Here is a 23,720-nt window from a genome sequence, read left to right as displayed (position 1 = left end):
TTAGTCCTTCAAATATTTTGCCTGTACTAGAATTTATTGCAAATGAATACACAACGTGAAACATTGATACAAACATGGCTTGAATCTGTTCTTCAATCAGATCAAATACAAATAAATTTTCTGGCAGGCGATGCGAGCTTCCGTCGTTATGCACGAATTGTGTTGAATAATAAAACATTTATGCTCATGGATGCGCCTCCACCAAAGGAAGATTGTGGTCCATTTGTAGCAATTGATCAGTTTCTTGATCAGCAAGGCGTGCGTGTTCCGCATATTATTGCACAAGATTTAGCTCAAGGTTTTCTTTTACTTGAAGATTTTGGTGATGTGGTGCTGGCAAATTTGTTAAATGATGAAACAGTTGATGCTCACTATGCACAAAGTTTTAAACAGTTGATCCATTTACAAAGTGTTGATGGAAAAAATCAATTACCAAAATACTCTAGCGAAAAATTGATCAGTGAAATGCAATTGCTGACAGAATGGCTATTGCCTTCACTGAAAATCACCCCAAATGAACAAGAACAAAGTCTCATTCAAAAAACATTCGATTTTTTGGCAAATGCTGCACTTAAACAGCCACAGGTGATTGTACATCGTGACTTTCATAGCCGTAATTTGATGGTGATTGAAGGTGAAGTTGAGCAGGGTGTGATTGACTTTCAAGATGCTGTGATTGGTGCAGACACTTATGATCTTATTTCAATTACACGTGATGCCTACGTACAGTGGAATGCGGAACGTGTATACGGGTGGTTTAAAGTGTTCTATGACTTATTACCAGAGTCAGCTAAGCAAGATCGTGACTTTGAACAATTTAAACGTGATGCAGATTTAATGGCGATTCAACGTCATATTAAAATTTTAGGTATCTTTGTGCGTTTGTATGAGCGTGACGGGAAGTCAGGTTATCTCAAAGACTTACCACGTGTGATGTGGTACTTGCTTGAAGAAAGCCAGCCGTATGCTGAGTTAGATGACTTTATGCATTTTATACGTACGGCAGTATTGCCAAAATTCGAAGAAAAATTTGGAAAATATGAGGTGGTTGCTTAATGAAAGCCATGATTCTAGCAGCTGGTTTAGGCAACCGCATGCGTCCATTGACTTTATATACACCGAAACCTTTGCTAGAAGTGGGCGGGAAGTCGCTGATTGTTTGGCATATCGAAAAATTAAAAAAAATTGGTGTGACTGAAATTGTGATTAACTCTGCATGGCTTGCAGATAAGCTCATTGCCAAGTTGAGAGATGGGTCACAGTTTGGTGTAGACATACGTTGGACGCGAGAAGATGAAGGCTTAGAAACCGCAGGAGGCATTATCAACGCATTGCCGTTATTGGGAACTGAGCCATTTATACTGGTCAATGGTGATGTTTGGACCACCATGGATTTTGCTCCACTCTTGGATGTGCAATTAAAGGGTAATTTGGCGCATTTAATCTTGGTGGATAATCCTACACAACATCCAAATGGTGATTTTACTTTGGCCAATGGTCGTGCTTATAGTTTTGATCAAAATCAACACGGTGAGAATTTAACTTATAGCGGTGTGGCGGTGATTGATCCAAAACTCTTTGATGGCTTGGCACCCGGTAAACGTCCACTTGCTCCCTTACTGATTCAAGCGATGCAAAATACTCAAATTTCAGCAGAAAAAATGCAAGGTGCTTGGGTCGATGTGGGTACGCCTGAACGATTAAGTCACTTAGATTTGCAAATTCGTGATGGGTTCTATGATTAAGTGTGTAATCGCTAATCGTTAAATAGTGTTCCACGGTGCATAAATAGGTATACTTTGATTTAAATTTTATTCAGATGTTTTCTTTTTATGCATCCTTTTTTTCAAGACTTACAACAAGGTAGTCAGAAACTTGGCTTGACGCTCAGTGATGAAGCATTGGGTTTATTACTAAAGTATCAAGATGCTTTGGTGCTTTGGAATAAAGCATATAACTTGACAGCGATTCGTGATCCAAAAGAAATGTTGGTTAAACATTTACTTGATAGTTTGAGTATTTTGAAAGACTTACCAGAAGGTCGTTTATTGGATATTGGTACTGGCGGTGGTATGCCGGGCATGATCATTGCTTTATGCCAACCAGAGCGCCAATGTGTATTATTGGATTCGAATGGTAAAAAAATTCGATTTTTGAAGCAGTTTATTGCTGACTTAAAATTAAAAAATGTGGTTGCTGTACAAACCCGTGTAGAAAATGAAGAAAGTATTCATGAGTTGGGTAAGTTCGATGTGATTACTAGTCGTGCTTTTGCGTCTTTGACTGATTTTGTCACTGCATCTCGTCCATTTATGCATGCAGAAAGTCAAATTGCTTCAATGAAGGGGCTGATCCCGCATGAGGAAGTTGAACAATTGAAAAATGAATTTGATTGTCAGATTATTGCGTTAAGTGTTCCACGATTAGATGAACAACGCCATTTACTTTTATTAAAACAGATTTAAAAAATTTCTAAGGACTGGGGTTACCATGGCTCAAATTATTGCAATTGCGAACCAAAAGGGTGGCGTAGGTAAAACCACGACAGCGGTCAATTTAGCTGCTTCTTTGGCAGTGTTGAAAAAGCGCGTATTGTTGGTGGATATGGACTCTCAGGGTAATGCCACCATGGGTTCAGGTGTGCAAAAAAATGATTTGCTCTATTCTGTGACGGATGTACTTTTGGGTGAGATTCCTATTGAAACTGCTATTCATAAGTCTGAAGTCGGCTATAAAATTTTGGGTTCAAACCGTGATTTGGCAGGTGCAGAGCTTGCAATTGCTGAGTTGGACGGTCGTGAATTTATTTTGCGTGAAGCTTTAAAAGAAATTGAACATCAGTTTGATTTTATTATTGTCGATTGTGCTCCAAGTTTAAGTTTAATTACCGTCAATGCTTTGGCGGCTGTTAATGGCGTGATTATTCCAATGCAGTGTGAATATTATGCTTTAGAAGGCTTGGCAGATCTAACCCAAACCATCGATAAAATTCAGCAAGCGTTGAATCCTGAGTTAGAAATTGTCGGGGTGCTGAGAACCATGTTTGATCCACGTAATGCACTCACACGTGATGTGTCAGATGAGTTAGAACAATATTTCGGGAAGAAATTATACAAAACGGTGATTCCGCGTAATGTGCGTTTAGCTGAAGCACCTGCACATGGATTGCCGATTATTTATTTTGAAAAAAGTTCAAAAGGTGCGGTTGCTTATTTAAACTTTGCAGCTGAGATGTTAAAAAAAACCAATGTGAGAAAAGGAAATAAAGCATGACCGTAAAAAAAAGAGGCTTGGCAAAGGGTCGTGGTTTGGATGCGTTATTGGGCTCAATCCAAAAAGAAAAATTACAACTTGAAGTGCAAGCACTAGATCATGGTCAGCTGAAACAGATTGACGTAAAAGTGTTGAAACGTGGTAATTATCAACCACGTCGCTTTATTAAAGAAGAAGATTTGCAAGAACTTGCTGCTTCAATCAAAAAGCATGGGGTGATGCAACCGATTGTCATTCGTCCGATTGAAGATGAAGTACATCAGTATGAAATTATTGCGGGTGAGCGTCGTTGGCGTGCTGCACAAATTGCAGGTTTAGAGACAGTTCCAGCTATTGTTCGTGATTTATCGGATCAAGTTGCAATTGCATTGGCGTTAATTGAAAACATCCAGCGCCAAGACTTAAATCCAATTGATCAAGCGATGGCATTGCAACGTTTTCATGAAGAATTTGGTTTAAGCCATCAAGAAATTGCAGAAACCGTAGGTAAGGCACGTACAACTGTGAGTAACTTACTACGTTTGCTTAGTTTGGATGATGCGATTAAAGATCATATTCAGCACGGTCAGTTAGATATGGGGCATGCGCGTGCAATTTTGACGCTTAAGGCATCCGATCAGAATCAAATTGCCAAAACGGTGATTGATAAAAATTTATCTGTACGTCAAACAGAGCAACTGGTTCGTGATTTGAATAAACCAAAGCAGGAAAAAGAGAAAAGCAAATCTTCGCCTGATTTGGAGCAATTAACGCAACGACTTTCAGAACGTTTTAGTGCCAATGTTAAAATTGATCACAATAAACAAGGAAAAGGTAAGTTGACGATTCAATATCATTCTTTAGATGAATTGGATGGCATTTTAAATATTTGTCTGGCTGAAAAGTAAGATATCGATACAATTTTTTAATTTTGGGGAATTAAAAATGTGGGAGCTAATTAAGGCAGGTGGATGGTTAATGCTACCACTGGTTTTGTGTTCTATTTTTACGGTAGCGATATCGATTGAACGCTTTATACGTCTGAAACGTGGACTGGTTATGCCTAATGTTTTGTTGATGCATAAAGACCGTAACGTTGAAACCGTCATCAATGAATTGCAATCCAATAAGATTTATCAAAACACGGCGTTGGGCACAATCTTTAATGAAGGTGCAGAAGCATATGCGCAAGGTGAAACTTATGCACGTGCACAAATGGAAGTTGCAGCATCTCGTGAAATTGGCTATTTAGAAAAAAATATCAATTTTTTAGGGACTTTAAGTGCTGTATCTCCATTGCTCGGATTGTTGGGAACGGTTGTGGGTATAATTGAGTCGTTTTTAACGATCGATTTAGCTTCAGGAACTGATCCAGCAATGATGATTCCTGGTCTGTCAAAGGCGTTAATAACGACTGCGGCAGGGATGGCAGTCGCAATTCCAGCGCTTTTTTCGTATCGCTATTTTCAGCGCTTAGTTCAGGACTATGTCGTAGAATTGGAGCAGCAAGCGACTTTATTTCATTCAGCATTGTTTTATCAAGCTGGCCATCAAACAAAAAATTTGAATGCGAGTTAACTTGAAGGAATGCTTCAATGAAATTTAGGCGGAAACAGGTTGAAGATGTTCATATTAACTTAACACCATTGATTGATTGTATTTTATTTATATTGGTGTTTTTGTTACTTAGTACTACATTTCAACAGCAAAGTCGATTAAATTTAAGCTTGCCTGATGCTCAAGGTGTACCACCTAAAGAATTCGATCATAAAATTGAAGTGATGGTCGACTCAACAGGTCACTACGCTGTAAATGGTCAGGCTTTATCGACAAAGGAAGTGTCGGATTTAAGCGCAGCTGTAAAACAAGCGGCGAATGATCGCCGTGACTTGATGTTTGTGATTGCAGCAGATGCAAAAGCATCCCATCAAGATGTAATTCGTGTCATGGATGTTGCAGGGCAATTAGGCTTTGTGAATATCAATATTAGTACCAAGGTACCAACTCGAGGTTATTAGTGAAGGAAGATTTTAAGGTCTATCGCCGTCTTCTCAAATATTTAACTCCTTACTGGGGGTTAGCATTACTTGTAGTGTTAGGATTTGCGATCAGTGCTGCCACAGAAGTTGCTGTGGCGAAGCTTTTGGAGAAAATCATTAACGCGATTCAAAATCGTGATACTGATTTCACCTCGCTCTTTCCACTTTTTGTTGTGATATTGATTTTCTTTAGAGGCGTTGGATCTTTTATCGGCGGATACTTTACCTCTGTGATTTCACGGAATCTTGTTTTTAATATTCGGCAGGAAGTTTTTGCAAAAATTTTGCGATTACCTTCGCAATATTTTTTAGACAATAGTAGTGGTCATATCACTGCGAAAATTATGTTTAATGTTGAACAGCTAACCGCTGCTTCTACAGAATCACTTCGTACATTGATTTCACAAGGTTTTATCACGATAGGTTTGTTGGGTTATTTGATCTATACAAATTGGATGTTAACCCTATGTATTATCATCTTTGCGCCTCTCATTGGTGTGCTTATCCGTAAAGCGGGTAAAAAGATGCGTAAGTTATCCATTCTTGTTCAAGATACCATGGGCGATGTAAACCATGTGGTACAAGAAACCGTTGCTGGTAATATGGTGGTCAAAGGCTTTGGTGGACAATCCTACGAACAAGAACGTTTTAAATGGCATTCACTGGAAAACTTGAAACGTGGTCTGAAAATGACAGCAATTTCACAGTTAAACAGTCCTGTTGTTCAGTTGATCATGGCAATGGCACTTTCTGTGGTGATTTGGATTGCTCTTAGACCTGAGATTTTACAAGATACTAATGCAGGTCAATTTGTATCTTATATCACTGCGGCAGGTATGCTGAGTAAGCCGATTAAAGCATTAACTGAAATTAATGAAAAACTGCAACGTGGCTTAGCTGCTGCTCATTCAGTATTTGAATTGATTGATATGCCAGAAGAAGATAATTCAGGCACATTAACACCAGTACTCAAAGGCAATATCGTATTTGATCATGTCTCTATGGTTTATGAGGATGGTCATAAAGCGATTGAAGATTTTTCACTCAAGGTGAATGCAGGTGAAACAGTTGCTGTTGTAGGGCGGTCTGGTGCGGGTAAAACGTCATTGGTAAATTTATTGATTCGTTTTCAAGAAATATCATCAGGTAAAATTTTATTTGATGATTACAACATTCAAGATATCGAACTCAATAGTTTACGTACACAAGTGGCGATGGTGAACCAACAAGTTGTGCTATTTAACCGTTCAATTCGTGAAAACATTGCCTATGCACAGCTTGAAAATGCAACGGATGAAGAAGTGATTGCAGCAGCGAAAGCAGCTTATGCACATGACTTTATCATGGCTTTACCTCAAGGTTACAATACGCAATTGGGTGCACAAGGTTTGAATTTGTCAGGTGGGCAACGTCAACGTATTGCGATTGCACGTGCCATCTTAAAAGATGCACCGATCCTTGTTTTGGATGAGGCAACCAGTGCTCTTGATAACGAATCTGAATTTTATATTCAACGTGCATTCGAAGCAGCTATGAAAGATAGAACCACAATTGTGATTGCACATCGACTTTCAACCATTGAAAATGCAGATCGAATCGTGGTCATGGATAAAGGTCGCATTGTTGAGCAAGGGACACATCTTGAGTTATTGGAATTACGTGGTAGTTATTATCAACTACATCAACGTAATTTTGAGGAATAATTTGCATGTCAGTTGCGCAAATCATTCAAGATGCTTGGAATAAGCAAGCAAAGTGGTTGGTGCTTTTGCGTCCATTGTCGTGGTTGTATAAAACAGGATTTGTCTTGAATAAGTCCTTGTTTAAATCTGGTTTAAAACACACGTATACAGCGCCTGTTCCAGTCATGGTGATTGGCAATATTACGGTTGGTGGAAGTGGTAAAACTCCACTGCTCATTCAGCTGGTCAAATATTTGCAACTACAGAATATCCGTGCGGGTGTGATCAGTCGTGGTTATGGAGGAAAGGGTCCTTTTCCTGCGATGGTGACTTTAGACTCGGTGCCCAATACCGTTGGTGATGAACCTTGTCTAATCGTTCAATCAACAGGTGTGCCAATGGCTGTTGGGCCAAGTCGTCAAGCCAGTATTGAACTTCTATTGAGTCAATACGAGCTGGATCTGATCATTAGTGATGATGGTCTACAACATTGGGCATTGAATCGGCAACTTGAATGGATCGTACTGGATAAAAATCGGGGTTTAGGCAATCAGCGCTTATTGCCTGAAGGCTATCTGCGTGAACCAGTACAACGTTTAGAGCGTAGTACTGTGATTGAGCATGCGCAAAATCCACAAACGAATTTGCATATGCATCTTCAAGTTGGAAAACCTTATTTGCTCAATCCTGCTTTTGACGCAGAGGAAATCTTTGATGCAAAGCAAGATTTTTATGCAGTCGTTGGCATTGGTTTTCCACAACGGTTTTATGAAACATTAAAGAGTTTGTCGGTTCAGCGTTTTCAATGTCATGAATTTCCAGATCATTATGATTATGAAATTGATGATATTCAGTTTGAAGATGCAAATCCGATCATCACCACTGAAAAAGATGCAGTAAAACTCTTGCCATTGCTCAAGCAACATCCTGAATTTAACCGAGACATTTGGGTGGTGCCTGTTGAGGCTATTTTATCTGATGAATGTTATACCTTGCTCAATCAGCAATTGAAACAACTCGGTTTACACAAAGATTAATTTTAAGGTGATATGAATGAAACATATTGTTATTCCAGCACGCTTTTCAAGCTCTCGTTTGCCTGGAAAACCACTTTTAAACATTCATGGTCGCCCAATGATCTTACGTGTTGTTGATCAGGCTAAAAAAGTGCAAGGTTTTGATGATCTCTGTGTGGCAACAGATGATGAACGAATTGCTGAAGTATGTCGTGCTGAAGGGGTCAATGTAGTATTGACCAATCCAAACCATCCATCAGGGACAGATCGATTAAGCGAAGTGGCCAAGATTAAAGGTTGGGATGCGGACGATATCATTGTCAATGTGCAAGGAGATGAGCCTCTATTGCCTGCAGCTTTAGTACAGCAAGTTGCTGATCTTTTGGTGGCAAAACCACATTGTTCAATGTCAACCTTGTGTGAACCTATTCGCGTGCTTGAAGAATTCCATCGTGACAGTATTGTGAAAGTGGTCAAGTCAAAATTAAATGAAGCGCTCTATTTTAGCCGTGCAACAATTCCATATGACCGTGATGGGGCAAAACAAATCGAACCTCAATTACATGATCAAGCATTTCGACATTTGGGTTTATATGCCTACCGCGTGAAACTCCTCCAAGAATATGTAACTTGGGATATGGGCTTGCTTGAAAAGCTTGAGAGTTTGGAACAATTACGTGTATTGGAAAATGGTCATCGCATTGCCATTGATATTGCACAAGTGAACTTACCGCCGGGTGTTGATACGCAGGAAGATTTAGATCGTCTCAATGCGCTACCGCTTTCAAAGTTTGAAGATTAGGACAGCCCAATAGATATGAGCGAAATACCATCTTCATATGTTTATCCTTGGCAACAATCTGTGTGGGAAAGCCTGACGCAACGCTTTCCCCAATTGGGTCATGGCTTATTGTTTTATGGCAAAAAAGGTTGTGGTAAACAAGCATTCGCTCAACATTTTTTAACTTGGGTGCTTTGTCTCAATAAACAAAAACAAGGTGCTTGTGGTGTCTGTAGTAGTTGTTTATGGCTCAAATCAGATACCCATCCTAATTATGTCTACATCTCCACGGATGAAGACAATAAAAAGCAAAACGCGAAAATTAAAATTGAAAAAATTCGCGATTTACAGCCTTTTGTGCAACAGACTGTAGAAGGTTGGCGCGTGATTATGATCGAGCCAGCGGAAGCATTAAATATCGCGTCATCTAATGCTTTATTAAAAACATTAGAAGAACCTGGCGAGCGTACTTTAATTATCTTGCTGGCAGACCATTACTTAAAATTGCCAGCAACCATTCGCAGTCGATTACAGCATTTTGCCATGGATCGTATTTCAGATGAGCAAGCGGAAGTGTATTTGAAACAGCATTTAGCCGCTGAACAGGTTTCACACATTCCATTATTGATGAATTTAGCCAATGATATGCCTTTGCAAGCAGTGGAGTTGGCAGAAAGTGAGTGGCTCAAACGTCGTGCAGAATTTATCGTTGATTGGCAAAAGCTGGTCATCAATAAAAATATGCCAATGTTATATGCGACAAAATGGAACAAAGAATTAAGTTTCAATGATTTTATTCATATGCTTGAATACTTGTTGTGTGACTTAATTTGTGTCAAGCTGAATCAACCGATTAAAAATATTGATCTACAATTAGAGACATTGGTTGAGCAATATAGCTTAGAGGTATTGTTCAATATCAACGAAGAATTGCAGGCTTTTAAAAAACAAGTTGAACAAAATGTGCAAAGCAATCTAATCATTGATCAGATTTTTATTCAACTGATGAATGTTTAAGCTTTGATTTATGACTAAGGGGAAATCATGAATCCACGTACTGGCGGAATTATCCAAGTCAATATTTCAGATCGCAAAATTTTACAATCGAGTTATATGCCGTTTGTAAATGGGGGTGGATTATTTATTCCATCCAATTTAGCAGTCAAAATGGGTCAAGAAATCTTTGTTTTGGCAACATTACCAGAACAATCACAAAAAATTCCTCTGACCGGTAAAGTGATTTGGATCTCATATAAGCAAAATGTCGATAAACCACAAGGCTTTGCTATTCAGCTGACTGGTGAAAAAGGCGCCTTTTACAAAATGGAAGCAGAAAAATTACTTGCAGGGAGTATGTCTTTGAACCATCCTAGTTTTACAATGTAGGCTTTACTACGCTTGAAACTATGAGGTAATTCCGTGTTTGTTGATACTCACTGTCACTTAACCATGCTCAATCTTGAACCTTATGGGGGAGATTTGGATATGGCAATTCAACAAGCGCGCGATGCAGGTGTGTCTAAGATGATGGGAATTTCTGTCGACTTAGATGACCATATCGCTTTATCTGAAATTGCAGCACGACACACAGATGTTGGTTACAGTGTTGGAGTGCATCCATGCGAAGATCCATCTGTGATGAATCGTGCAACGGTTGAGACATTAGTCGAACTAGCACGTTTCGATAAAGTCTGGGCCATTGGTGAAACAGGATTGGATTATTTTCACAGTACTGAATTTGTGGAAGATCAGAAACAATGTTTCGCACGACATATTCAAGCATCAAAAATAGTCAAGAAACCTGTGGTGGTTCATACTCGCTCTTCTAAGCATGACACCATTGATATCATTCGTGCTGAAGGCTCAGATCACGGTATTTTACATTGTTTTACTGAGGACTGGGATACAGCTAAAGCGGTACTTGATTGTGGTTATTACATTTCATTTTCAGGGATCGTATCTTTCAAAAATGCCCAAGATTTGCGTGATGTTGCGAAGCAAGTTCCACTCGATCGTTTACTCATAGAGACTGATAGTCCATATTTGGCACCAATGCCCTATAGAGGAAAGTCTAATGAACCAAAGTACGTTCCCTATGTAGCCAAAGCCTTAAGTGATGTATATCATAAAAGCCTTGAGGAGATTGCTTTCATTACGACGCAAAATTTTGAAAATCTCCTTAAAATGAAGCATTAAGTTTTAATGGATAAAATATTAAGAAGAGAGTTTATAGAGTGAAGATGGATCGTCAGGCTCAGTTTAGAGCAAGAGAAGCATTAATATTTCAGGTAGCTGAGCAACTTCTTCTAGAAAATGGTGAATCAGGCATGACGCTTGATGCGCTTGCCGCAGAACTTGATTTGGCAAAGGGTACACTCTATAAACATTTTCAGAGTAAAGATGAATTGTATATGCTGCTCATTATTCGAAATGAGCGCATGTTGCTTGAAATGGTACGTGATACTGAAAAAGAATTTCCAGAACACTTAGCCTTTTTTATGTTGCATCATCTGCATCATCCTGAACGTACCGTATTGTTCCATCAAATTGAGGAACGTCTTTCTACAACAGGCCAAGGGCTTCATCATCTGTTTAATGAAATGTATCAAGTTCGAAAAAGCCGTCTGCGTTTAATTATACGTATGACGGATCAATATCTTGAGACGATCGGTAGCAAAATGAGTACACGAGACTACTTAGCTTCGATTTGGTCTATTACCCATGGTGGTGGAGCAATACTCAATTCGAGCTTCTATCAACGCTATTTAGGTTCGCGAGATACGCTCAGAGTCGCATTAATTGAGCAAGCGCTGATGTTACCTAAGCATGTTGTTGCTGAAGAAATGGCTTAGGTCGGTATAGATGAAATCGCAATCATTGGCCTATAAGCAAACAGGGTTTACCCTAATTGAGCTTATGGTGGTGATTGTGATTATTGGTCTTCTTGCTGCTTTGGTCATGATGAATATTGACGGTGTTGATCAGCGTAAAGCCATGCAGGCACGTGAACTGTTGATGATGGATTTAAAGCAAATCGCACGCCAAGCCAATGATCAATCTCGTATTTATGCATTAGTAACAGAGCCAGCAACCGATGTAACTGCATTTGGTTATCATGTTGAGGAATATCAACCTGCTCAAATGAGAAATGCATCTGGATTATTAAACCATCAAAAACAAAATGATGTGCAAAAAACATGGATTCATTTAGAGGAATTTGCAGACAAGACTTTACCTGAGCATGTGAGCTTTAGCATCGAGCCTCAGGATCATCGTTTTGAAAATGCTCAAAATACAGATTTAGTGGGTTCAAATGCGCCAAAATTGATTTGGTTTGGCAATGGTGAGGCTAAGCCTGTCAGTATTCAAATCTATTATGATCAACAGCCCATAGGCGATTTAATTCAAATCGATTATTTGGGGAAAGTCATTGATGAAAAGTAAAGATTCAGTTCCGCTTTTTTCATCGTCTACTCAGGCAAAACGTTGTTCTGATTATTCTCGTACCTCAAGCATAGCTTTCGATCTTGCGACACGATCGAGCAGTGCTCGATTGAATGATTCGAAACATAGTTTCTCATCTTGCACTCGGGCAAAACGTTGTTCTAGTTATTCTCATACCTCAAGCACAGCTTTCGGTCTTGCGACACGATCGAGCAGCGCTCGATTGAATGATTCGAAACATAGTTTCTCATCTTGCACTCGGGCAAAACGTTGTTTTGCTCATCCTCGTTCAGGATTTACATTGATTGAAGTGGTTGTGGCATTGGCTATATTTGCGGTTGCGGCTATGGCTTTAACCAAAGTTGCACAGCAATATACACAATCGACGGGCAATGCCATACTCAGAACCAAGGCGCAAATGGTGGCACAAAATGAAGTGGCACAGATGGAGATTAATGGTGAATGGTTAGAAGGGACACAATCTAAGCAATTGACATCACAAGGTGAAACTTGGCAAATTGATAAAAAATCTGAAGCGACGCTGAGTCCTAATGTACAAAAAATAGATATTCAGATTAGTTTATATAATACTGAATTGGGAAAAGTGGAATCAGGTATTACCAATATGGTGTTTTATAACCATCCAATAAAAGAAACTTAACTGTGAATGATTTTAAACATAGCAATAAAACCCTAAACAATAAAAATAAGCACAAAACTCAAGAGCTCGGTTTTACCTTGGTTGAGTTATTGGTCTCAATCGCAATATTTGCCGTGTTATCTGCTTTGGGTTGGAAGGTTTTTGATTATTTACTCAAGGTGAGAGACCGTAATGCAGTTCATGAAGAACATTTGGCAGCATTACAAGATGCATATTTGCAATTTCAACGAGATAGTTTGCAAATTGTACCATTAACAGCAAACATTGCAGGAACGGTACAGCCTGCATTAGTGCTGAATAATCAGACTTTATCCTTTACCAAGTCAGGTGTGTCTGATCCTTTGCAACAAGGCTTGTCACCCTATGAGCGCATAGAATACCGATACGATACACAGCAAAAGAAACTTTATCGTTTAAAATATGCCAATATTAACGTCAGTCAAACACAGCAACCCGTATCAAGTGAATTATTGTCTAATGTAGATCAATTTGAGATTACAGTGCTCAATCCTGACACATTAACTCAATGGCCAGATGTAAATACTGATGTGAATAATCTGCAAAATTTACGAGTATTACCAAGGGGCTTAAGAATAAAGCTCACAGTACAAGATGTTGAATATGAATGGATGATGAGTTTGTTAAATACACAATTCTTAAAAGCTCAAGCCAAACAATCTAATTAATCGATTTATAATGAATATAGCCTAAGCAAAATTTAGTCTATGCAAAAGTAACTGAACAAGGATGTCATGATGGGGCAGCAGCGTGGAATTGCATTAATTACCATATTGGTGATGGTCGCTTTAGCGACGATTTTGGCCGCATCTATTGCAAAACATCAGCAGTTTACCTCAGAAAATACAGCCTACTTGATGCGTCAAAATCAGAGCTTACTCTATGCAAAGAGTGCCGAAGCATTTTATACAGAGCTTTTGGCTGAAGATGCTCGATCAAATTCGAATGCAGATTATTTGCAAGAATCTTGGGCAAAACCATTACCGCCATTTCCCATAGAGGGTGGTGTGGTTGCAGGAAAATTAGAAGATGAAACTGGAAAATTTAATTTAAATAGTCTTTTAAAGGAAGATGGAACGCCAGAACCAGAAGCACAGGCATATTTTGAGCGTTTATTAAAACGTGTGGGATTACCTGCTGGTTTAAGCGAGGCCGTGATTGATTGGCAAGATCCAGATGATTTAACCATTGGCGCGGCTGGAGCTGAAAGTAATTATTATCAAGGCCTAAGATCATCCTACATGGCAGCCAATGCACCTTTTTTAAGTGCAGAAGAGCTTAAACAAGTTCGTGGTTTTGAAGGGAAAAACTATGAGCTAATCGCACCCTATGTCACAGCCATACCTAAACAAGGCATGAAGATCAATATCAATACGGCGCCTGCTTTGGTTTTAGCAGCATTGGATGATAAATTGGATGTAAATCAAATTCAAAATATGATTGAACAACGACAGGCCAATATGGAATATTTTTCAAATGTGAGCGATTTATGGAATGTCGCACCATTTGATCAAATCTCAACAGAGTCTAGGGCAAAGGTTGAGACATTGTTAGATGTGAAATCGAGTTTGTTTAAAATTCAAGTTTTGGTCAAACTACACGACCGTCAAAGACAATTTAGCAGTTATCTTATGCGTGAAGATAAAAATGTTTACACCTATGCCAGAAGTTTAGCGCCATTTAATTCATTTAATTAGATAAAATCAAAGTGTTGATTTTTAATCAGTAAATAAAATTTTTAGGTTATGATATTGTTTAATACCTTTTGCCTATTGTCAAAAACGATAAAATTAATGAAGACTTTGAAAAAATTGCTCTATAATTAAATTTCTTAACGATTTATTGATAGCTTTGGCACATGTTAATTCGTAAATTATTTAAATTTGAAAATGCGCATATTGTGCGTAATTGCACGTCAGATCGTTGTAAGCGTTCGATTCATGGTCATAGCTACAAAGTTGAATTATTACTTAAAGCATCAAAGCTAGATCATGGACAAATGGTATACGACTTTGGCTTGCTCAAAGGTGTGATCAAAGACCTATACGATAGTTTCGATCATGCAATTTGTTTCTGGCAAAATGACAGTGCAGAGTATATCCAAGCCTGCAAAACATTTAGTGCACGCTGGGTTTCACTCCCTGTTTCGCCTTCAGCCGAACAGTTTTCACGTATTTTCTTTTACTTGGCTCAACAAGTATTGAATTCGACCATCACACAAAATGGTGAAGGTGATGTTGAAGTCTATTCAGTGATTGTGCATGAAACGGATACAGGTTACGCACAAAGCTTTTTAGAAGATATTGATAACGAACAAATGGGTTTATTGCGTTTGGATCAAATTATTTTTTCAGAGCAAATTCAATCTGAATGGAATGATCCTCAAATGTATAACCATTTACAGCAAGGCATTCGGTTTCAAAATCCTGAAGTAGATTTACAAGTTAAAATTTAAGTAAGCGTGGATGCACATATTTAGGATGAATGCAAAATGCAATTGACTGAACAAGAGATGCTGAAACTCAATCAAGTTCGTTTGGAAGATGGCTGGAAATATAGCTTATCTGAATTCCTCTTAAGCAAACGCATGGATGATTTACGCGATTTTTTAAAAACAGAAATTCAAGCGGACAAAGTGATTTATCCGCCAAGTTCTCTTATTTTTAATGCGCTGAACACGACGCCTTTAAGCCAAGTTAAAGCTGTGATTTTGGGACAAGATCCGTATCATGGTCCAGATCAGGCACATGGCTTAAGCTTTTCTGTGCAAAAGGGGCTTGCATTGCCTCCATCTTTGCGTAATATCTTTCATGAGTTAAATTCGGATCTGGGTATACCCGCTTCGAAGCACGGTGACTTAACACAGTGGGCTCAAGAAGGTGTGTTGTTGCTGAACAGTGTACTGACAGTCGAAGCAGGTCAACCTACATCCCATCAAAAGCGTGGCTGGGAAGATTTTACCGACGCAGTCATTGATGTACTCAATGAGCAACGTGAACACATCGTATTTATACTTTGGGGTGCATACGCACAACGAAAAGGACAACGCATCGACCAAAATAAGCATTTGGTTCTCAAAGCAGCACATCCATCTCCTTTAGCAGCAAACCGAGGTGGATTCTTTGGTTGTAAGGCGTTTTCTAAAACAAATAATTATCTTAAACAAAATGGCATTGAGCCAATAAACTGGCAGCTGGACGCATGACAATTTCTCCCGAGATGAACCAATATCACCCCGATCTTATTATCGAAGAAGCAGCCAATGGTTGGCGCGTCATTCGCTTAAACCGACCGAAATCTTTACATGCTCTTGATGAGTCCATTGTAACGGCTTTACTTCAAGTCTTTGAAGATTTCCACACTGATGAGTCAGTGCGTGCAATTTGGCTAGATTCAACCACACCAAAAGCGTTCTGTGCAGGCGGTGATGTACGTAAATTGCGCCAGTTGGTGATTAATAACGAAGCGGATTCAGCGAATAAATTCTTTGAACAAGAATATGCATTAGATTTATTGCTACATGATTATGCTAAACCTGTCGTTGTTTGGGGCGAAGGTTATGTCATGGGTGGTGGTTTGGGGCTATTTATGGCTGCACCATTTCGTTTAGTTACGCCATATTCTCGTTTAGCGATGCCAGAAGTAAATATTGGGCTATATCCTGATGTGGGCGCAAGTCGATTCCTTGCTGACCGTGGACCTGTTGGTTTATTTACAGGATTAACGGGTTCAATTATGACTGCTGCAGGCGCATATGGTATTGGTTGGGCAACTCACATTTGTGATGCACAGCGTGATATCGTGTTGCAGAAGATGATCAATATTGATTGGGATCATTACCCAGCAGGCGATTTTAGAGCATTGGATGACACTCTAAATAGTTTACATCGTCCTGTATCTCCAGGGCCTTTACAGAATTCATTGGATACAATTCATAGTGTTTGCCGTGGCGCCAACTTTGAAACCGACTATGATGCAATTGTTGGTTTAAGCGATGCGCGAAGTGACTGGTTGCGCCAAGCGAGTGAAAATTTAGTCAAAGGTTCTCCAAGTACTGCTGCAATTACTTGGTTGTTGTGGCAATGGGGACGTCAAGTTCACCCTTGGCAAGAAGTATTTGATTTAGAAAAGCAGATTTCAGATTGGAAAATTCGTCATCCAGATTTTGTGGAAGGTGTTCGAGCACGTTTGGTTGATAAAGACCTATCACCTGAATGGCAAGCAGTTGAGTCAATGTCACTGAAGGGGATTTTGGGTCAAAATCCACCAGTCACTAATAATGAAAGTTGGAATGAATTGCTCAAACATTATGGTGTTATTTAATTCCTAATGACTGAAAGTTTTAATACAGACGATGAAAAATGGATGCAGCTTGCATATGCGCAGGCTGCATTGGCTGCTGATAAGGATGAAATTCCTGTAGGTGCCGTCATCGTGAGTGGGGGGCAAGTGATTGGTCAGGGTTTCAATCAACCAATTACTGGTCACGATCCTACTGCTCATGCAGAAATTGTTGCAATACGTCAAGCATGTCAAAGCATTAACAACTATCGGTTACCTGAAGATGCCACCCTATATGTCACCTTGGAACCCTGTACCATGTGTGTCGGTGCATTAGTACATGCTCGTATTCGTCGCGTGGTCTTTGCCACAACTGAGCCTAAAGCTGGATCTTTGATCAGTGCTCGACAGCTCTTAAGCAATAATGGTTATTATAACCATGTCTTTGAATTTGTATCTGGATGTTTACAGGAACAGTGTTCACAGCAACTCTCAAATTTCTTTAAAAAACGCCGTGAAGAAAAAAGACAATTGCGTTTACAACAAAAAATAGAAAATGAATCTTCAAAGAATTGAAGATTATGTAAAATGCTCAAATAATATTCTCGATTCTACAATTTACTCACTCATTTATACTCATATTTATAAATCAAGGAAAGAACATGAAATCTATTCAGGTCAATCAAGAGTTTAATGCGCCATTAGAAACGGTGTTTGAAGCTTTGTCTAAACATGCGACATATAATGATGTGTTTGCGCCTGTTCAAGTGGTTCGAATCAAAGATTCTGCAGATCCTGAGCGTCCAGATGGTGTGGGTTCAGTACGTAAAATGGGGATTGGACCTGTTAAACCGTTAAAAGAGCAAATAACCTTGCTTGAAGTGAACGAGCGTATTGAATATAAAATTATTAAAAATCCTTTGATTAAGCATCATTTAGGGATTATTGAATTTAAATCGATTGCTGCAAATAAAACTTTGGTGAGTTATACGATTGAATTGCAAGCAAGAGCACCCTTTGTGAGTCAATTAATACTTGCACAGCTTAAACTTGCGATTACACTTGGCTTCAAGAAATTGGCAAAGACTTTGGCTTAATTGGATAGACAATGACCATTCAGATTATTACGATTGATGGACCAAGTGGTTCAGGTAAAGGTACGCTTGCGGCTAAGCTGGCACAACATTATCAATTCCATTTACTTGATTCAGGTGCAATTTATCGCTTACTTGGATTGTCATTACATCAACGTGAGTTGATTGAAGTTTTAGATCAACCTACAGAGCTAGAGCAAAGTACAAATATTGCAACAAATTTGGACATTAAATTTGTATCTGGGGCAGAAGGCACTCGTATTTATTTAGATGGTGCAGATGTGACTGAAACAATCCGCACCGAACGTGTAGGCGAATTTGCTTCAAAAGTTGCTGCAATTCCTGCACTTAGGTCTGCGCTTTTTGATCGTCAGCGTGCTTTTGCACAAGCTCCGGGCTTGGTTGCAGATGGTCGAGATATGGCAACTTCAATCTTTCCAGAGGCACAAGCGAAGATTTATTTGACTGCTTCAGCTGAATCTAGAGCCGAACGACGTGTAAAGCAGTTGCAGGGCATGGGGCTAGATGTTAAAATAAGCGACATTTTGACTAACATCCAGGCACGTGACAAGCGTGATATGGAAAGAACAGTGGCTCCGCTTAAGCCTGCACAAGATGCTTACATCATTGATAGTTCAGCGTTGAACATCGATGAAGTATTCAAATTGATGACGGATTATATCGATTCACAGTTGGTTAAATAACAAATACTAGTGGAAGCATAGCTTGATCAGTTTATATGGACTATGTGGATACTTAATTAAACCGGCCTTGTCTGATCCAAGACCGCTGACTTTTCTAGGTAAATCATGACCGAATCTTTTGCAGCCCTCTTTGAAGCAAGCGAATTAAATCTAAACGTTGAAAAGGGTGCAGTCATCCAAGGTATCGTTGTTAGCATCGATTCTGACTGGGTAACTGTAGATACTGGCCTTAAATCTGAAGGTGTAGTAGCTCGCTCTGAATTCTTAAACGAACAACGTGAGCTTGAAGTAAACGTTGGCGACACAGTAGATGTTGTTGTTGAAGCGCTTGACAACGGTATGGGCCAAACTGTTTTATCACGTGAAAAAGCGAAACGTGCTGAAACTTGGACTAAACTTGAAAAAATCTTTGAAGACGGCGAAATCGTTACTGGTGTTATCTCTGGTAAGGTTAAAGGCGGTTTCACTGTTGACATCGGTCCAGTTCGTGCGTTCTTACCAGGTTCTTTGGTAGACACTCGTCCTATCCGTGACACAACTCACCTTGAAGGTAAAGAGTTAGAATTCAAAGTTATCAAACTTGATGCTAAACGTAACAACGTTGTTGTATCTCGTCGTGCTGTTATGGAAGCTGAATCTTCAGCTGACCGTGAAGCGCTTCTTTCTCAATTGGAAGAAGGCCAAACAGTTACTGGTACAATCAAAAACCTTACTGACTACGGCGCATTCGTTGACCTTGGTGGTATTGACGGTCTTCTACACATTACTGACATGGCTTGGAAACGTATCAAGCACCCATCAGAAGTGGTTGAAGTTGGTCAAGAAGTTACTGTTAAAGTACTTAAATTTGACAAAGAACGTAACCGCGTATCTTTAGGCCTTAAACAATTAGGCGAAGATCCATGGTTAGCGATCATGAACCGTTACCCTAAAGGTTCTATCGTTAAAGCTCGCGTAACTAACTTAACAGACTACGGCTGTTTCGCAGAAATCGCTGAAGGCGTTGAAGGTTTAGTACACGTTTCAGAAATGGATCACACAAACAAAAACATCCACCCATCTAAAGTTGTTCAGATCGGTGACGAAGTTGATGTTATGGTTCTTGAAGTTGATGAAGAGCGTCGTCGTATTTCTCTTGGTATCAAACAAACTCGTGCTAACCCATGGGAAGAGTTTGCTAAAGATCACGACAAAGGCGAAAAAGTTTCTGGTACGATCAAATCTATCACTGACTTCGGTATCTTCATCGGTTTACCAGGCGGTATCGACGGTCTAGTTCACTTGTCTGATATTTCTTGGAACGAACAAGGCGAAGAAGCAATTCGTCGTTACAAAAAAGGTGACACTGTAGAAGCTGTTATCCTTTCTGTTGACGCTGAAGGCAACCGTATCAGCCTTGGTATCAAACAAATGAACAACGATCCGTTCAATGATTTCCTTGCGAACAACGAACGTGGTGCATTGGTTAAAGGTACTGTAACTGCTGTTGACGCTAAAGGCGCAACAATTAAGTTAGCTGACGAAGTTGAAGCTTCTTTGAAAGCATCTGAAATCAACCGCGACCGCGTTGAAGATGCAACTAAATTCTTAGAAGTTGGTCAAGAAGTTGAAGCGAAGATCATCAACGTTGATCGTAAATCGCGCGCAATCAACTTGTCGATCAAAGCGAAAGACGAAGCTGAAGAGAAAGAAGCTGTTGCTAACTTGAAAACTGTAGCAGCTGGCCAAGAAAATGGTCCTAAGACTATTGGTGATTTGATCAAAGCTCAAATGAACCACTAAGTCTGTGTTTATTGTATTGTTAATGTAATTTAATCAATACTTTTTACACAAATACTGTAAACGGTAGCGTAGTAGTAACTTATTGCGCTACCGTTTTGTATTTAAACAGGTTATTATCAAGCAATCTACTCAAGTAGCTTGATAATTAAAGAGGTCGCAGATGACTATTGAAGCACTTAATAAGTCTGACTTAATAGAACGTATTTCTATCAAAAATCCACATTTGGCTGAACCATTAGTCGAAGAAGCTGTTAAAATAATGATCGATCAAATGATTGCATCGTTATCGTCAGATGACAGAATTGAAATTCGTGGGTTTGGCAGTTTTGCTTTACACCACCGTGAACCACGTATTGGTCGTAACCCAAAAACAGGTAAATCTGTTGAAGTTGCAGCTAAAGCAGTACCACATTTTAAACCAGGTAAAGCATTGCGTGATGCGGTGAACGAAACGATTAATAAATAAAATAAATGCGGGGTGCGTATGCGCTTTATCTTAGGGCTGCTTCTAGTAGCAGTATTTGTATATTCTCTGGCTTTGGTACTCATTAACGGTACTGAATTACCAGTAGACTTATGGTTTACACAAGTCCCAGCTATGCGCTTAGGTTTGTTATTATTGCTGACCTTAGTGATTGGTATTGTTCTAGGATTGCTGATTGGTGTCCAGTTGTTTAGAGTTTTCCAAACAAGGTGGGAAATCAATCGTTTGCGCAAGGATATTGAACACCTCCGTAAAGAGCAGATTCAATCTGCACAATTTGCTGCTGCAGAAGCTGCTGCAAGTGCAAGACATGAAAAAACGGTTTTAGATGTGCAATCACAAGATAGATCCACACCATTGTGATCATGTCATAAACTGACTCAAACGCCTCATTGCCACACAGTGAGGCGTTTTTTTATGTTCTTGTTTTGATGTTGACATCTTGAGCATTTTTTAACTAAAAGTTTAACAATCTGAGATGATAGTTTTGCAGCCAAGATGAAACATCTTTATAATTACGCAACTTAACGTGATGGAAGATAGACTCTTGAGTATCATTGTTGCCTTAGATGCAAAAAGCCAAATCGATGCATTAAAAATTGCAGAACAATTAGATCCATCATTATGTCGGGTTAAAGTTGGTAAAGAGCTTTTTACGCATGAAGGGCCAACTGTTGTAAAATCTTTACAAAATCAAGGTTTTGATGTATTTCTAGATTTAAAATTCCATGATATTCCAAATACAACTGCACAAGCGGTGTGTGCGGCGGCTGACTTAGGCATATGGATGGTGAACGTCCATGCTTCTGGTGGTCGTAAAATGATGGAAACCTGTGTAGAGCGTTTAAAAGCAGGAAACTACAATACACAATTGATTGCGGTGACGGTACTTACCTCAATGGGTCGTGAAGACTTAAAAGATATTGGTTTAGATATTGAGCCTTTTGAGCATGTTAAGCGTTTAGCAACACTCACTCAAGATTCAGGTTTAGATGGTGTGGTTTGTTCTGCGCAAGAAGCAAAAATGCTACGTGAAACATTGGGTCAAGACTTTGCATTGGTGACACCAGGGATTCGTCCTGAAGGCTCGAATGCAGATGATCAAAAACGTATTGTGACACCAAAACAAGCAATGCTGGATGGTTCAACACATTTGGTGATTGGTCGACCAATCACGCAATCACAAAATATGAATCAAACGCTTAAAGATATTCTGGCTACGCTTTAAATGTATAGCAATCTTTTTATCTCAGCATAAAAAATCCACGCATAAGCGTGGATTTTTGTTTATACATCAATTATTTGGTTAATACGCTTTTTAAGCGACTTACCACTTCTTCGCATTGTGCTAAATCAGCGACCAAGGCTAAGCGAACATGGTTTTCACCAGGATTGCCTTGCTCAGTTTCACGTGATAAATAACGCCCAGGAAGCACTTTAATGTGTGCTTGTTCCATCAACATTTTTGCGAAATTTTCATCATTATCGACTTTTAACCAGTAATAAAAACCAGCATCTGGTTTTTTTAATGGAAGTAGATCACCGAGTTCTTGCTGGAATAATTCAAATTTTGCGCGGTATTGCTTACGGTTTTCTTCTACATGAGCTTCATCATTCCAAGCCGCAATCGAAGCCAACTGATGCTGAACAGGCATTGCAGCACCATGATAAGTACGGAATTTTAAATACGGTTTGAGTAGATTTGCATCACCAGCCACAAAACCTGAACGCATACCGGGTAGGTTTGAACGTTTTGATAATGAATGGAAAACGATACAATTTTTATAATCATCTCGTCCGAGTTCTGCGCAGACTTCAAGTAAGCCGACTGGCGCTTCATCGAACCAAAGCTCTGAATAGCATTCATCAGAAGCAATAACAAAGTTGTATTGATCTGAGAGCGCAATTAATTTTTTAAATTGATCTTTTGAAAGAACAGCACCGGTTGGGTTTCCAGGTGTACAAACAAAAAGTAATGCAGTTTTTTTCCATACTTCAGCTGGCACAGCATCAAAATCACCTAGGTAATCATTTTCTTCTGTGCAATTAATGAAATAAGGCTTTGCACCAGCAAGTAAGGTTGCACCTTCATAGATTTGATAAAACGGATTCGGCATCACAACATAAGGTGCTTCTTCACGGTTAATCAAAGCTTGAACGAAAGAGAATATCCCTTCACGTGTTCCTGTGACAGGAAGAATATGATCTTCAGCACTGATTGTGTTGAGTTTAAAACGACGTGTTAACCATGTTGCAATACTTTCACGAAGTTCAGGCAAGCCTTTACTGTTTGGATAAGTAGAAAGATGGTTGAAATTGTCAATAATCGCTTGTTTCACAAACTCAGGTGCAGGGTGCTTTGGTTCCCCAATAGATAAAGGAATCAAAGGTAAATCTGCGGGTTTGACATCCTTAAACAATTGATTCAATTTTTCGAAAGGATAAGGATGTAATAAAGACAAACTAGAATTCATGAAACAAT

The 23,720-nt window shown here is 39.3% G+C and carries 28 protein-coding genes and 1 pseudogene; 28 read left to right on the top strand and 1 reads right to left on the bottom strand.

Annotation, left to right across the window (positions count from 1 at the left end; genetic code table 11):
* The first annotated feature begins 42 nt into the window (after positions 1–42).
* The 28 genes and pseudogenes from G8E00_RS09595 to pyrF all read left to right on the top strand — a co-directional run bounded on the left by G8E00_RS09595 (position 43) and on the right by pyrF (position 22,466).
* The gene (locus G8E00_RS09595; protein ID WP_166224087.1) at positions 43–1,056 is read left to right on the top strand and encodes an aminoglycoside phosphotransferase family protein; all 1,014 of its coding nucleotides are present in this window, start codon (positions 43–45) and stop codon (positions 1,054–1,056) included.
* Positions 1,056–1,745, top strand: a complete 690-nt coding sequence (gene murU / locus G8E00_RS09590; protein WP_166224084.1) for an N-acetylmuramate alpha-1-phosphate uridylyltransferase MurU — start codon at positions 1,056–1,058, stop codon at positions 1,743–1,745. The genes G8E00_RS09595 and murU overlap by 1 nt, the downstream gene beginning before the upstream one ends.
* Before the next feature lie 87 nt (positions 1,746–1,832).
* Entirely contained in the window at positions 1,833–2,465 is a 633-nt protein-coding gene (gene rsmG, locus G8E00_RS09585; protein ID WP_166224081.1) for a 16S rRNA (guanine(527)-N(7))-methyltransferase RsmG, read from the top strand.
* Between the two features lie 25 nt (positions 2,466–2,490).
* Positions 2,491–3,273: a ParA family protein gene (locus G8E00_RS09580; protein WP_166224078.1), complete on the top strand. Its 783-nt coding sequence runs from the start codon at positions 2,491–2,493 to the stop codon at positions 3,271–3,273.
* Positions 3,270–4,160, top strand: a complete 891-nt coding sequence (locus tag G8E00_RS09575) for a ParB/RepB/Spo0J family partition protein (protein ID WP_166224075.1) — start codon at positions 3,270–3,272, stop codon at positions 4,158–4,160. Before G8E00_RS09580 ends, G8E00_RS09575 begins: the two co-directional genes overlap by 4 nt.
* Before the next feature lie 37 nt (positions 4,161–4,197).
* Positions 4,198–4,830 (top strand): MotA/TolQ/ExbB proton channel family protein, encoded by a 633-nt coding sequence (locus tag G8E00_RS09570; RefSeq protein WP_166224072.1) that lies wholly within the window; start codon positions 4,198–4,200, stop codon positions 4,828–4,830.
* 17 nt (positions 4,831–4,847) lie between these two features.
* Positions 4,848–5,270 (top strand): ExbD/TolR family protein, encoded by a 423-nt coding sequence (locus G8E00_RS09565; protein WP_166224069.1) that lies wholly within the window; start codon positions 4,848–4,850, stop codon positions 5,268–5,270.
* A complete protein-coding gene (gene msbA, locus G8E00_RS09560) occupies positions 5,270–6,994 on the top strand; it encodes a lipid A export permease/ATP-binding protein MsbA (protein ID WP_166224066.1) in 1,725 nt (574 codons plus the stop codon). Before G8E00_RS09565 ends, msbA begins: the two co-directional genes overlap by 1 nt.
* Before the next feature lie 5 nt (positions 6,995–6,999).
* Positions 7,000–8,010 (top strand): tetraacyldisaccharide 4'-kinase, encoded by a 1,011-nt coding sequence (gene lpxK, locus G8E00_RS09555; protein ID WP_166224063.1) that lies wholly within the window; start codon positions 7,000–7,002, stop codon positions 8,008–8,010.
* A gap of 16 nt (positions 8,011–8,026) precedes the next feature.
* Complete coding sequence (gene kdsB / locus G8E00_RS09550) at positions 8,027–8,791, top strand: 3-deoxy-manno-octulosonate cytidylyltransferase (protein ID WP_166224060.1); 765 nt, start codon at positions 8,027–8,029, stop codon at positions 8,789–8,791.
* Between the two features lie 15 nt (positions 8,792–8,806).
* Positions 8,807–9,787, top strand: a complete 981-nt coding sequence (locus tag G8E00_RS09545) for a DNA polymerase III subunit delta' C-terminal domain-containing protein (protein WP_166009480.1) — start codon at positions 8,807–8,809, stop codon at positions 9,785–9,787.
* 27 nt (positions 9,788–9,814) lie between these two features.
* Positions 9,815–10,156 (top strand): PilZ domain-containing protein, encoded by a 342-nt coding sequence (locus G8E00_RS09540; RefSeq protein ID WP_166009482.1) that lies wholly within the window; start codon positions 9,815–9,817, stop codon positions 10,154–10,156.
* A 33-nt stretch (positions 10,157–10,189) separates the two neighbouring features.
* Positions 10,190–10,966, top strand: coding sequence for a TatD family hydrolase (locus G8E00_RS09535; RefSeq protein WP_166009484.1), 777 nt, complete (start codon positions 10,190–10,192; stop codon positions 10,964–10,966).
* A 44-nt stretch (positions 10,967–11,010) separates the two neighbouring features.
* Positions 11,011–11,622, top strand: coding sequence for a TetR/AcrR family transcriptional regulator (locus G8E00_RS09530; protein ID WP_166009486.1), 612 nt, complete (start codon positions 11,011–11,013; stop codon positions 11,620–11,622).
* 10 nt (positions 11,623–11,632) lie between these two features.
* A complete protein-coding gene (locus G8E00_RS09525) occupies positions 11,633–12,214 on the top strand; it encodes a type II secretion system protein (protein WP_166224056.1) in 582 nt (193 codons plus the stop codon).
* Positions 12,215–12,506: 292 nt separating this feature from the next.
* Positions 12,507–12,875, top strand: a pseudogene (gene gspI, locus G8E00_RS09520) (type II secretion system minor pseudopilin GspI); the annotation flags it as partial.
* Between the two features lie 2 nt (positions 12,876–12,877).
* The gene (gene gspJ / locus G8E00_RS09515) at positions 12,878–13,561 is read left to right on the top strand and encodes a type II secretion system minor pseudopilin GspJ (protein ID WP_166224053.1); all 684 of its coding nucleotides are present in this window, start codon (positions 12,878–12,880) and stop codon (positions 13,559–13,561) included.
* Between the two features lie 69 nt (positions 13,562–13,630).
* A complete protein-coding gene (gene gspK / locus G8E00_RS09510; protein ID WP_166009495.1) occupies positions 13,631–14,590 on the top strand; it encodes a type II secretion system minor pseudopilin GspK in 960 nt (319 codons plus the stop codon).
* Positions 14,591–14,751: 161 nt separating this feature from the next.
* The gene (locus G8E00_RS09505; protein ID WP_166224050.1) at positions 14,752–15,348 is read left to right on the top strand and encodes a 6-pyruvoyl trahydropterin synthase family protein; all 597 of its coding nucleotides are present in this window, start codon (positions 14,752–14,754) and stop codon (positions 15,346–15,348) included.
* 36 nt (positions 15,349–15,384) lie between these two features.
* Positions 15,385–16,098, top strand: coding sequence for a uracil-DNA glycosylase (gene ung, locus G8E00_RS09500; protein WP_166224046.1), 714 nt, complete (start codon positions 15,385–15,387; stop codon positions 16,096–16,098).
* Complete coding sequence (locus G8E00_RS09495) at positions 16,095–17,216, top strand: enoyl-CoA hydratase/isomerase family protein (protein ID WP_166009501.1); 1,122 nt, start codon at positions 16,095–16,097, stop codon at positions 17,214–17,216. The genes ung and G8E00_RS09495 overlap by 4 nt, the downstream gene beginning before the upstream one ends.
* Before the next feature lie 6 nt (positions 17,217–17,222).
* Positions 17,223–17,750 carry a tRNA adenosine(34) deaminase TadA gene (tadA, locus tag G8E00_RS09490; RefSeq protein ID WP_166224043.1) on the top strand — a complete coding sequence of 176 codons (528 nt, stop codon included), beginning with the start codon at positions 17,223–17,225 and terminating at the stop codon, positions 17,748–17,750.
* Between the two features lie 86 nt (positions 17,751–17,836).
* Positions 17,837–18,271 carry an SRPBCC family protein gene (locus G8E00_RS09485; protein ID WP_166224041.1) on the top strand — a complete coding sequence of 145 codons (435 nt, stop codon included), beginning with the start codon at positions 17,837–17,839 and terminating at the stop codon, positions 18,269–18,271.
* Between the two features lie 11 nt (positions 18,272–18,282).
* On the top strand, positions 18,283–18,972 hold the full coding sequence (cmk, locus tag G8E00_RS09480; RefSeq protein WP_166224038.1) for a (d)CMP kinase: 690 nt from the start codon (positions 18,283–18,285) through the stop codon (positions 18,970–18,972).
* A 105-nt stretch (positions 18,973–19,077) separates the two neighbouring features.
* Positions 19,078–20,754 (top strand): 30S ribosomal protein S1, encoded by a 1,677-nt coding sequence (gene rpsA / locus G8E00_RS09475; RefSeq protein WP_166009509.1) that lies wholly within the window; start codon positions 19,078–19,080, stop codon positions 20,752–20,754.
* Between the two features lie 160 nt (positions 20,755–20,914).
* Positions 20,915–21,220: an integration host factor subunit beta gene (locus G8E00_RS09470; RefSeq protein ID WP_166009511.1), complete on the top strand. Its 306-nt coding sequence runs from the start codon at positions 20,915–20,917 to the stop codon at positions 21,218–21,220.
* 18 nt (positions 21,221–21,238) lie between these two features.
* Positions 21,239–21,601, top strand: coding sequence for a LapA family protein (locus G8E00_RS09465; RefSeq protein ID WP_166009513.1), 363 nt, complete (start codon positions 21,239–21,241; stop codon positions 21,599–21,601).
* Positions 21,602–21,770: 169 nt separating this feature from the next.
* Entirely contained in the window at positions 21,771–22,466 is a 696-nt protein-coding gene (gene pyrF, locus G8E00_RS09460; protein WP_166009515.1) for an orotidine-5'-phosphate decarboxylase, read from the top strand.
* A 70-nt stretch (positions 22,467–22,536) separates the two neighbouring features.
* On the opposite strand, the gene dapC is transcribed toward pyrF, so the two are convergent.
* Complete coding sequence (dapC, locus tag G8E00_RS09455; RefSeq protein WP_166224035.1) at positions 22,537–23,712, bottom strand: succinyldiaminopimelate transaminase; 1,176 nt, start codon at positions 23,710–23,712, stop codon at positions 22,537–22,539.
* Positions 23,713–23,720 lie beyond the last annotated feature (8 nt).

It is taken from the genome of Acinetobacter shaoyimingii, from assembly GCF_011578045.1.
Taxonomy (GTDB): Bacteria; Pseudomonadota; Gammaproteobacteria; order Pseudomonadales; family Moraxellaceae; genus Acinetobacter; species Acinetobacter shaoyimingii.
This window is presented reverse-complemented; position numbering and strand designations above follow the sequence as displayed.

Bases quoted from the DNA above. Each gene is read 5' to 3' on its own strand.
- rsmG (WP_166224081.1), top strand. From the start codon at position 1,833: ATGCATCCTTTTTTTCAAGACTTACAACAAGGTAGTCAGAAACTTGGC.
- G8E00_RS09465 (WP_166009513.1), top strand. From the start codon at position 21,239: ATGCGCTTTATCTTAGGGCTGCTTCTAGTAGCAGTATTTGTATATTCT.
- cmk (WP_166224038.1), top strand. From the start codon at position 18,283: ATGACCATTCAGATTATTACGATTGATGGACCAAGTGGTTCAGGTAAA.
- G8E00_RS09505 (WP_166224050.1), top strand. From the start codon at position 14,752: ATGTTAATTCGTAAATTATTTAAATTTGAAAATGCGCATATTGTGCGT.
- G8E00_RS09530 (WP_166009486.1), top strand. From the start codon at position 11,011: ATGGATCGTCAGGCTCAGTTTAGAGCAAGAGAAGCATTAATATTTCAG.
- G8E00_RS09470 (WP_166009511.1), top strand. From the start codon at position 20,915: ATGACTATTGAAGCACTTAATAAGTCTGACTTAATAGAACGTATTTCT.
- G8E00_RS09495 (WP_166009501.1), top strand. From the start codon at position 16,095: ATGACAATTTCTCCCGAGATGAACCAATATCACCCCGATCTTATTATC.
- G8E00_RS09575 (WP_166224075.1), top strand. From the start codon at position 3,270: ATGACCGTAAAAAAAAGAGGCTTGGCAAAGGGTCGTGGTTTGGATGCG.
- lpxK (WP_166224063.1), top strand. From the start codon at position 7,000: ATGTCAGTTGCGCAAATCATTCAAGATGCTTGGAATAAGCAAGCAAAG.
- G8E00_RS09580 (WP_166224078.1), top strand. From the start codon at position 2,491: ATGGCTCAAATTATTGCAATTGCGAACCAAAAGGGTGGCGTAGGTAAA.
- tadA (WP_166224043.1), top strand. From the start codon at position 17,223: ATGACTGAAAGTTTTAATACAGACGATGAAAAATGGATGCAGCTTGCA.
- G8E00_RS09540 (WP_166009482.1), top strand. From the start codon at position 9,815: ATGAATCCACGTACTGGCGGAATTATCCAAGTCAATATTTCAGATCGC.
- pyrF (WP_166009515.1), top strand. From the start codon at position 21,771: ATGGAAGATAGACTCTTGAGTATCATTGTTGCCTTAGATGCAAAAAGC.
- kdsB (WP_166224060.1), top strand. From the start codon at position 8,027: ATGAAACATATTGTTATTCCAGCACGCTTTTCAAGCTCTCGTTTGCCT.
- G8E00_RS09595 (WP_166224087.1), top strand. From the start codon at position 43: ATGAATACACAACGTGAAACATTGATACAAACATGGCTTGAATCTGTT.
- G8E00_RS09485 (WP_166224041.1), top strand. From the start codon at position 17,837: ATGAAATCTATTCAGGTCAATCAAGAGTTTAATGCGCCATTAGAAACG.
- gspK (WP_166009495.1), top strand. From the start codon at position 13,631: ATGGGGCAGCAGCGTGGAATTGCATTAATTACCATATTGGTGATGGTC.
- dapC (WP_166224035.1), bottom strand. From the start codon at position 23,712: ATGAATTCTAGTTTGTCTTTATTACATCCTTATCCTTTCGAAAAATTG.
- G8E00_RS09545 (WP_166009480.1), top strand. From the start codon at position 8,807: ATGAGCGAAATACCATCTTCATATGTTTATCCTTGGCAACAATCTGTG.
- ung (WP_166224046.1), top strand. From the start codon at position 15,385: ATGCAATTGACTGAACAAGAGATGCTGAAACTCAATCAAGTTCGTTTG.
- G8E00_RS09525 (WP_166224056.1), top strand. From the start codon at position 11,633: ATGAAATCGCAATCATTGGCCTATAAGCAAACAGGGTTTACCCTAATT.
- rpsA (WP_166009509.1), top strand. From the start codon at position 19,078: ATGACCGAATCTTTTGCAGCCCTCTTTGAAGCAAGCGAATTAAATCTA.
- murU (WP_166224084.1), top strand. From the start codon at position 1,056: ATGAAAGCCATGATTCTAGCAGCTGGTTTAGGCAACCGCATGCGTCCA.
- G8E00_RS09570 (WP_166224072.1), top strand. From the start codon at position 4,198: ATGTGGGAGCTAATTAAGGCAGGTGGATGGTTAATGCTACCACTGGTT.
- G8E00_RS09565 (WP_166224069.1), top strand. From the start codon at position 4,848: ATGAAATTTAGGCGGAAACAGGTTGAAGATGTTCATATTAACTTAACA.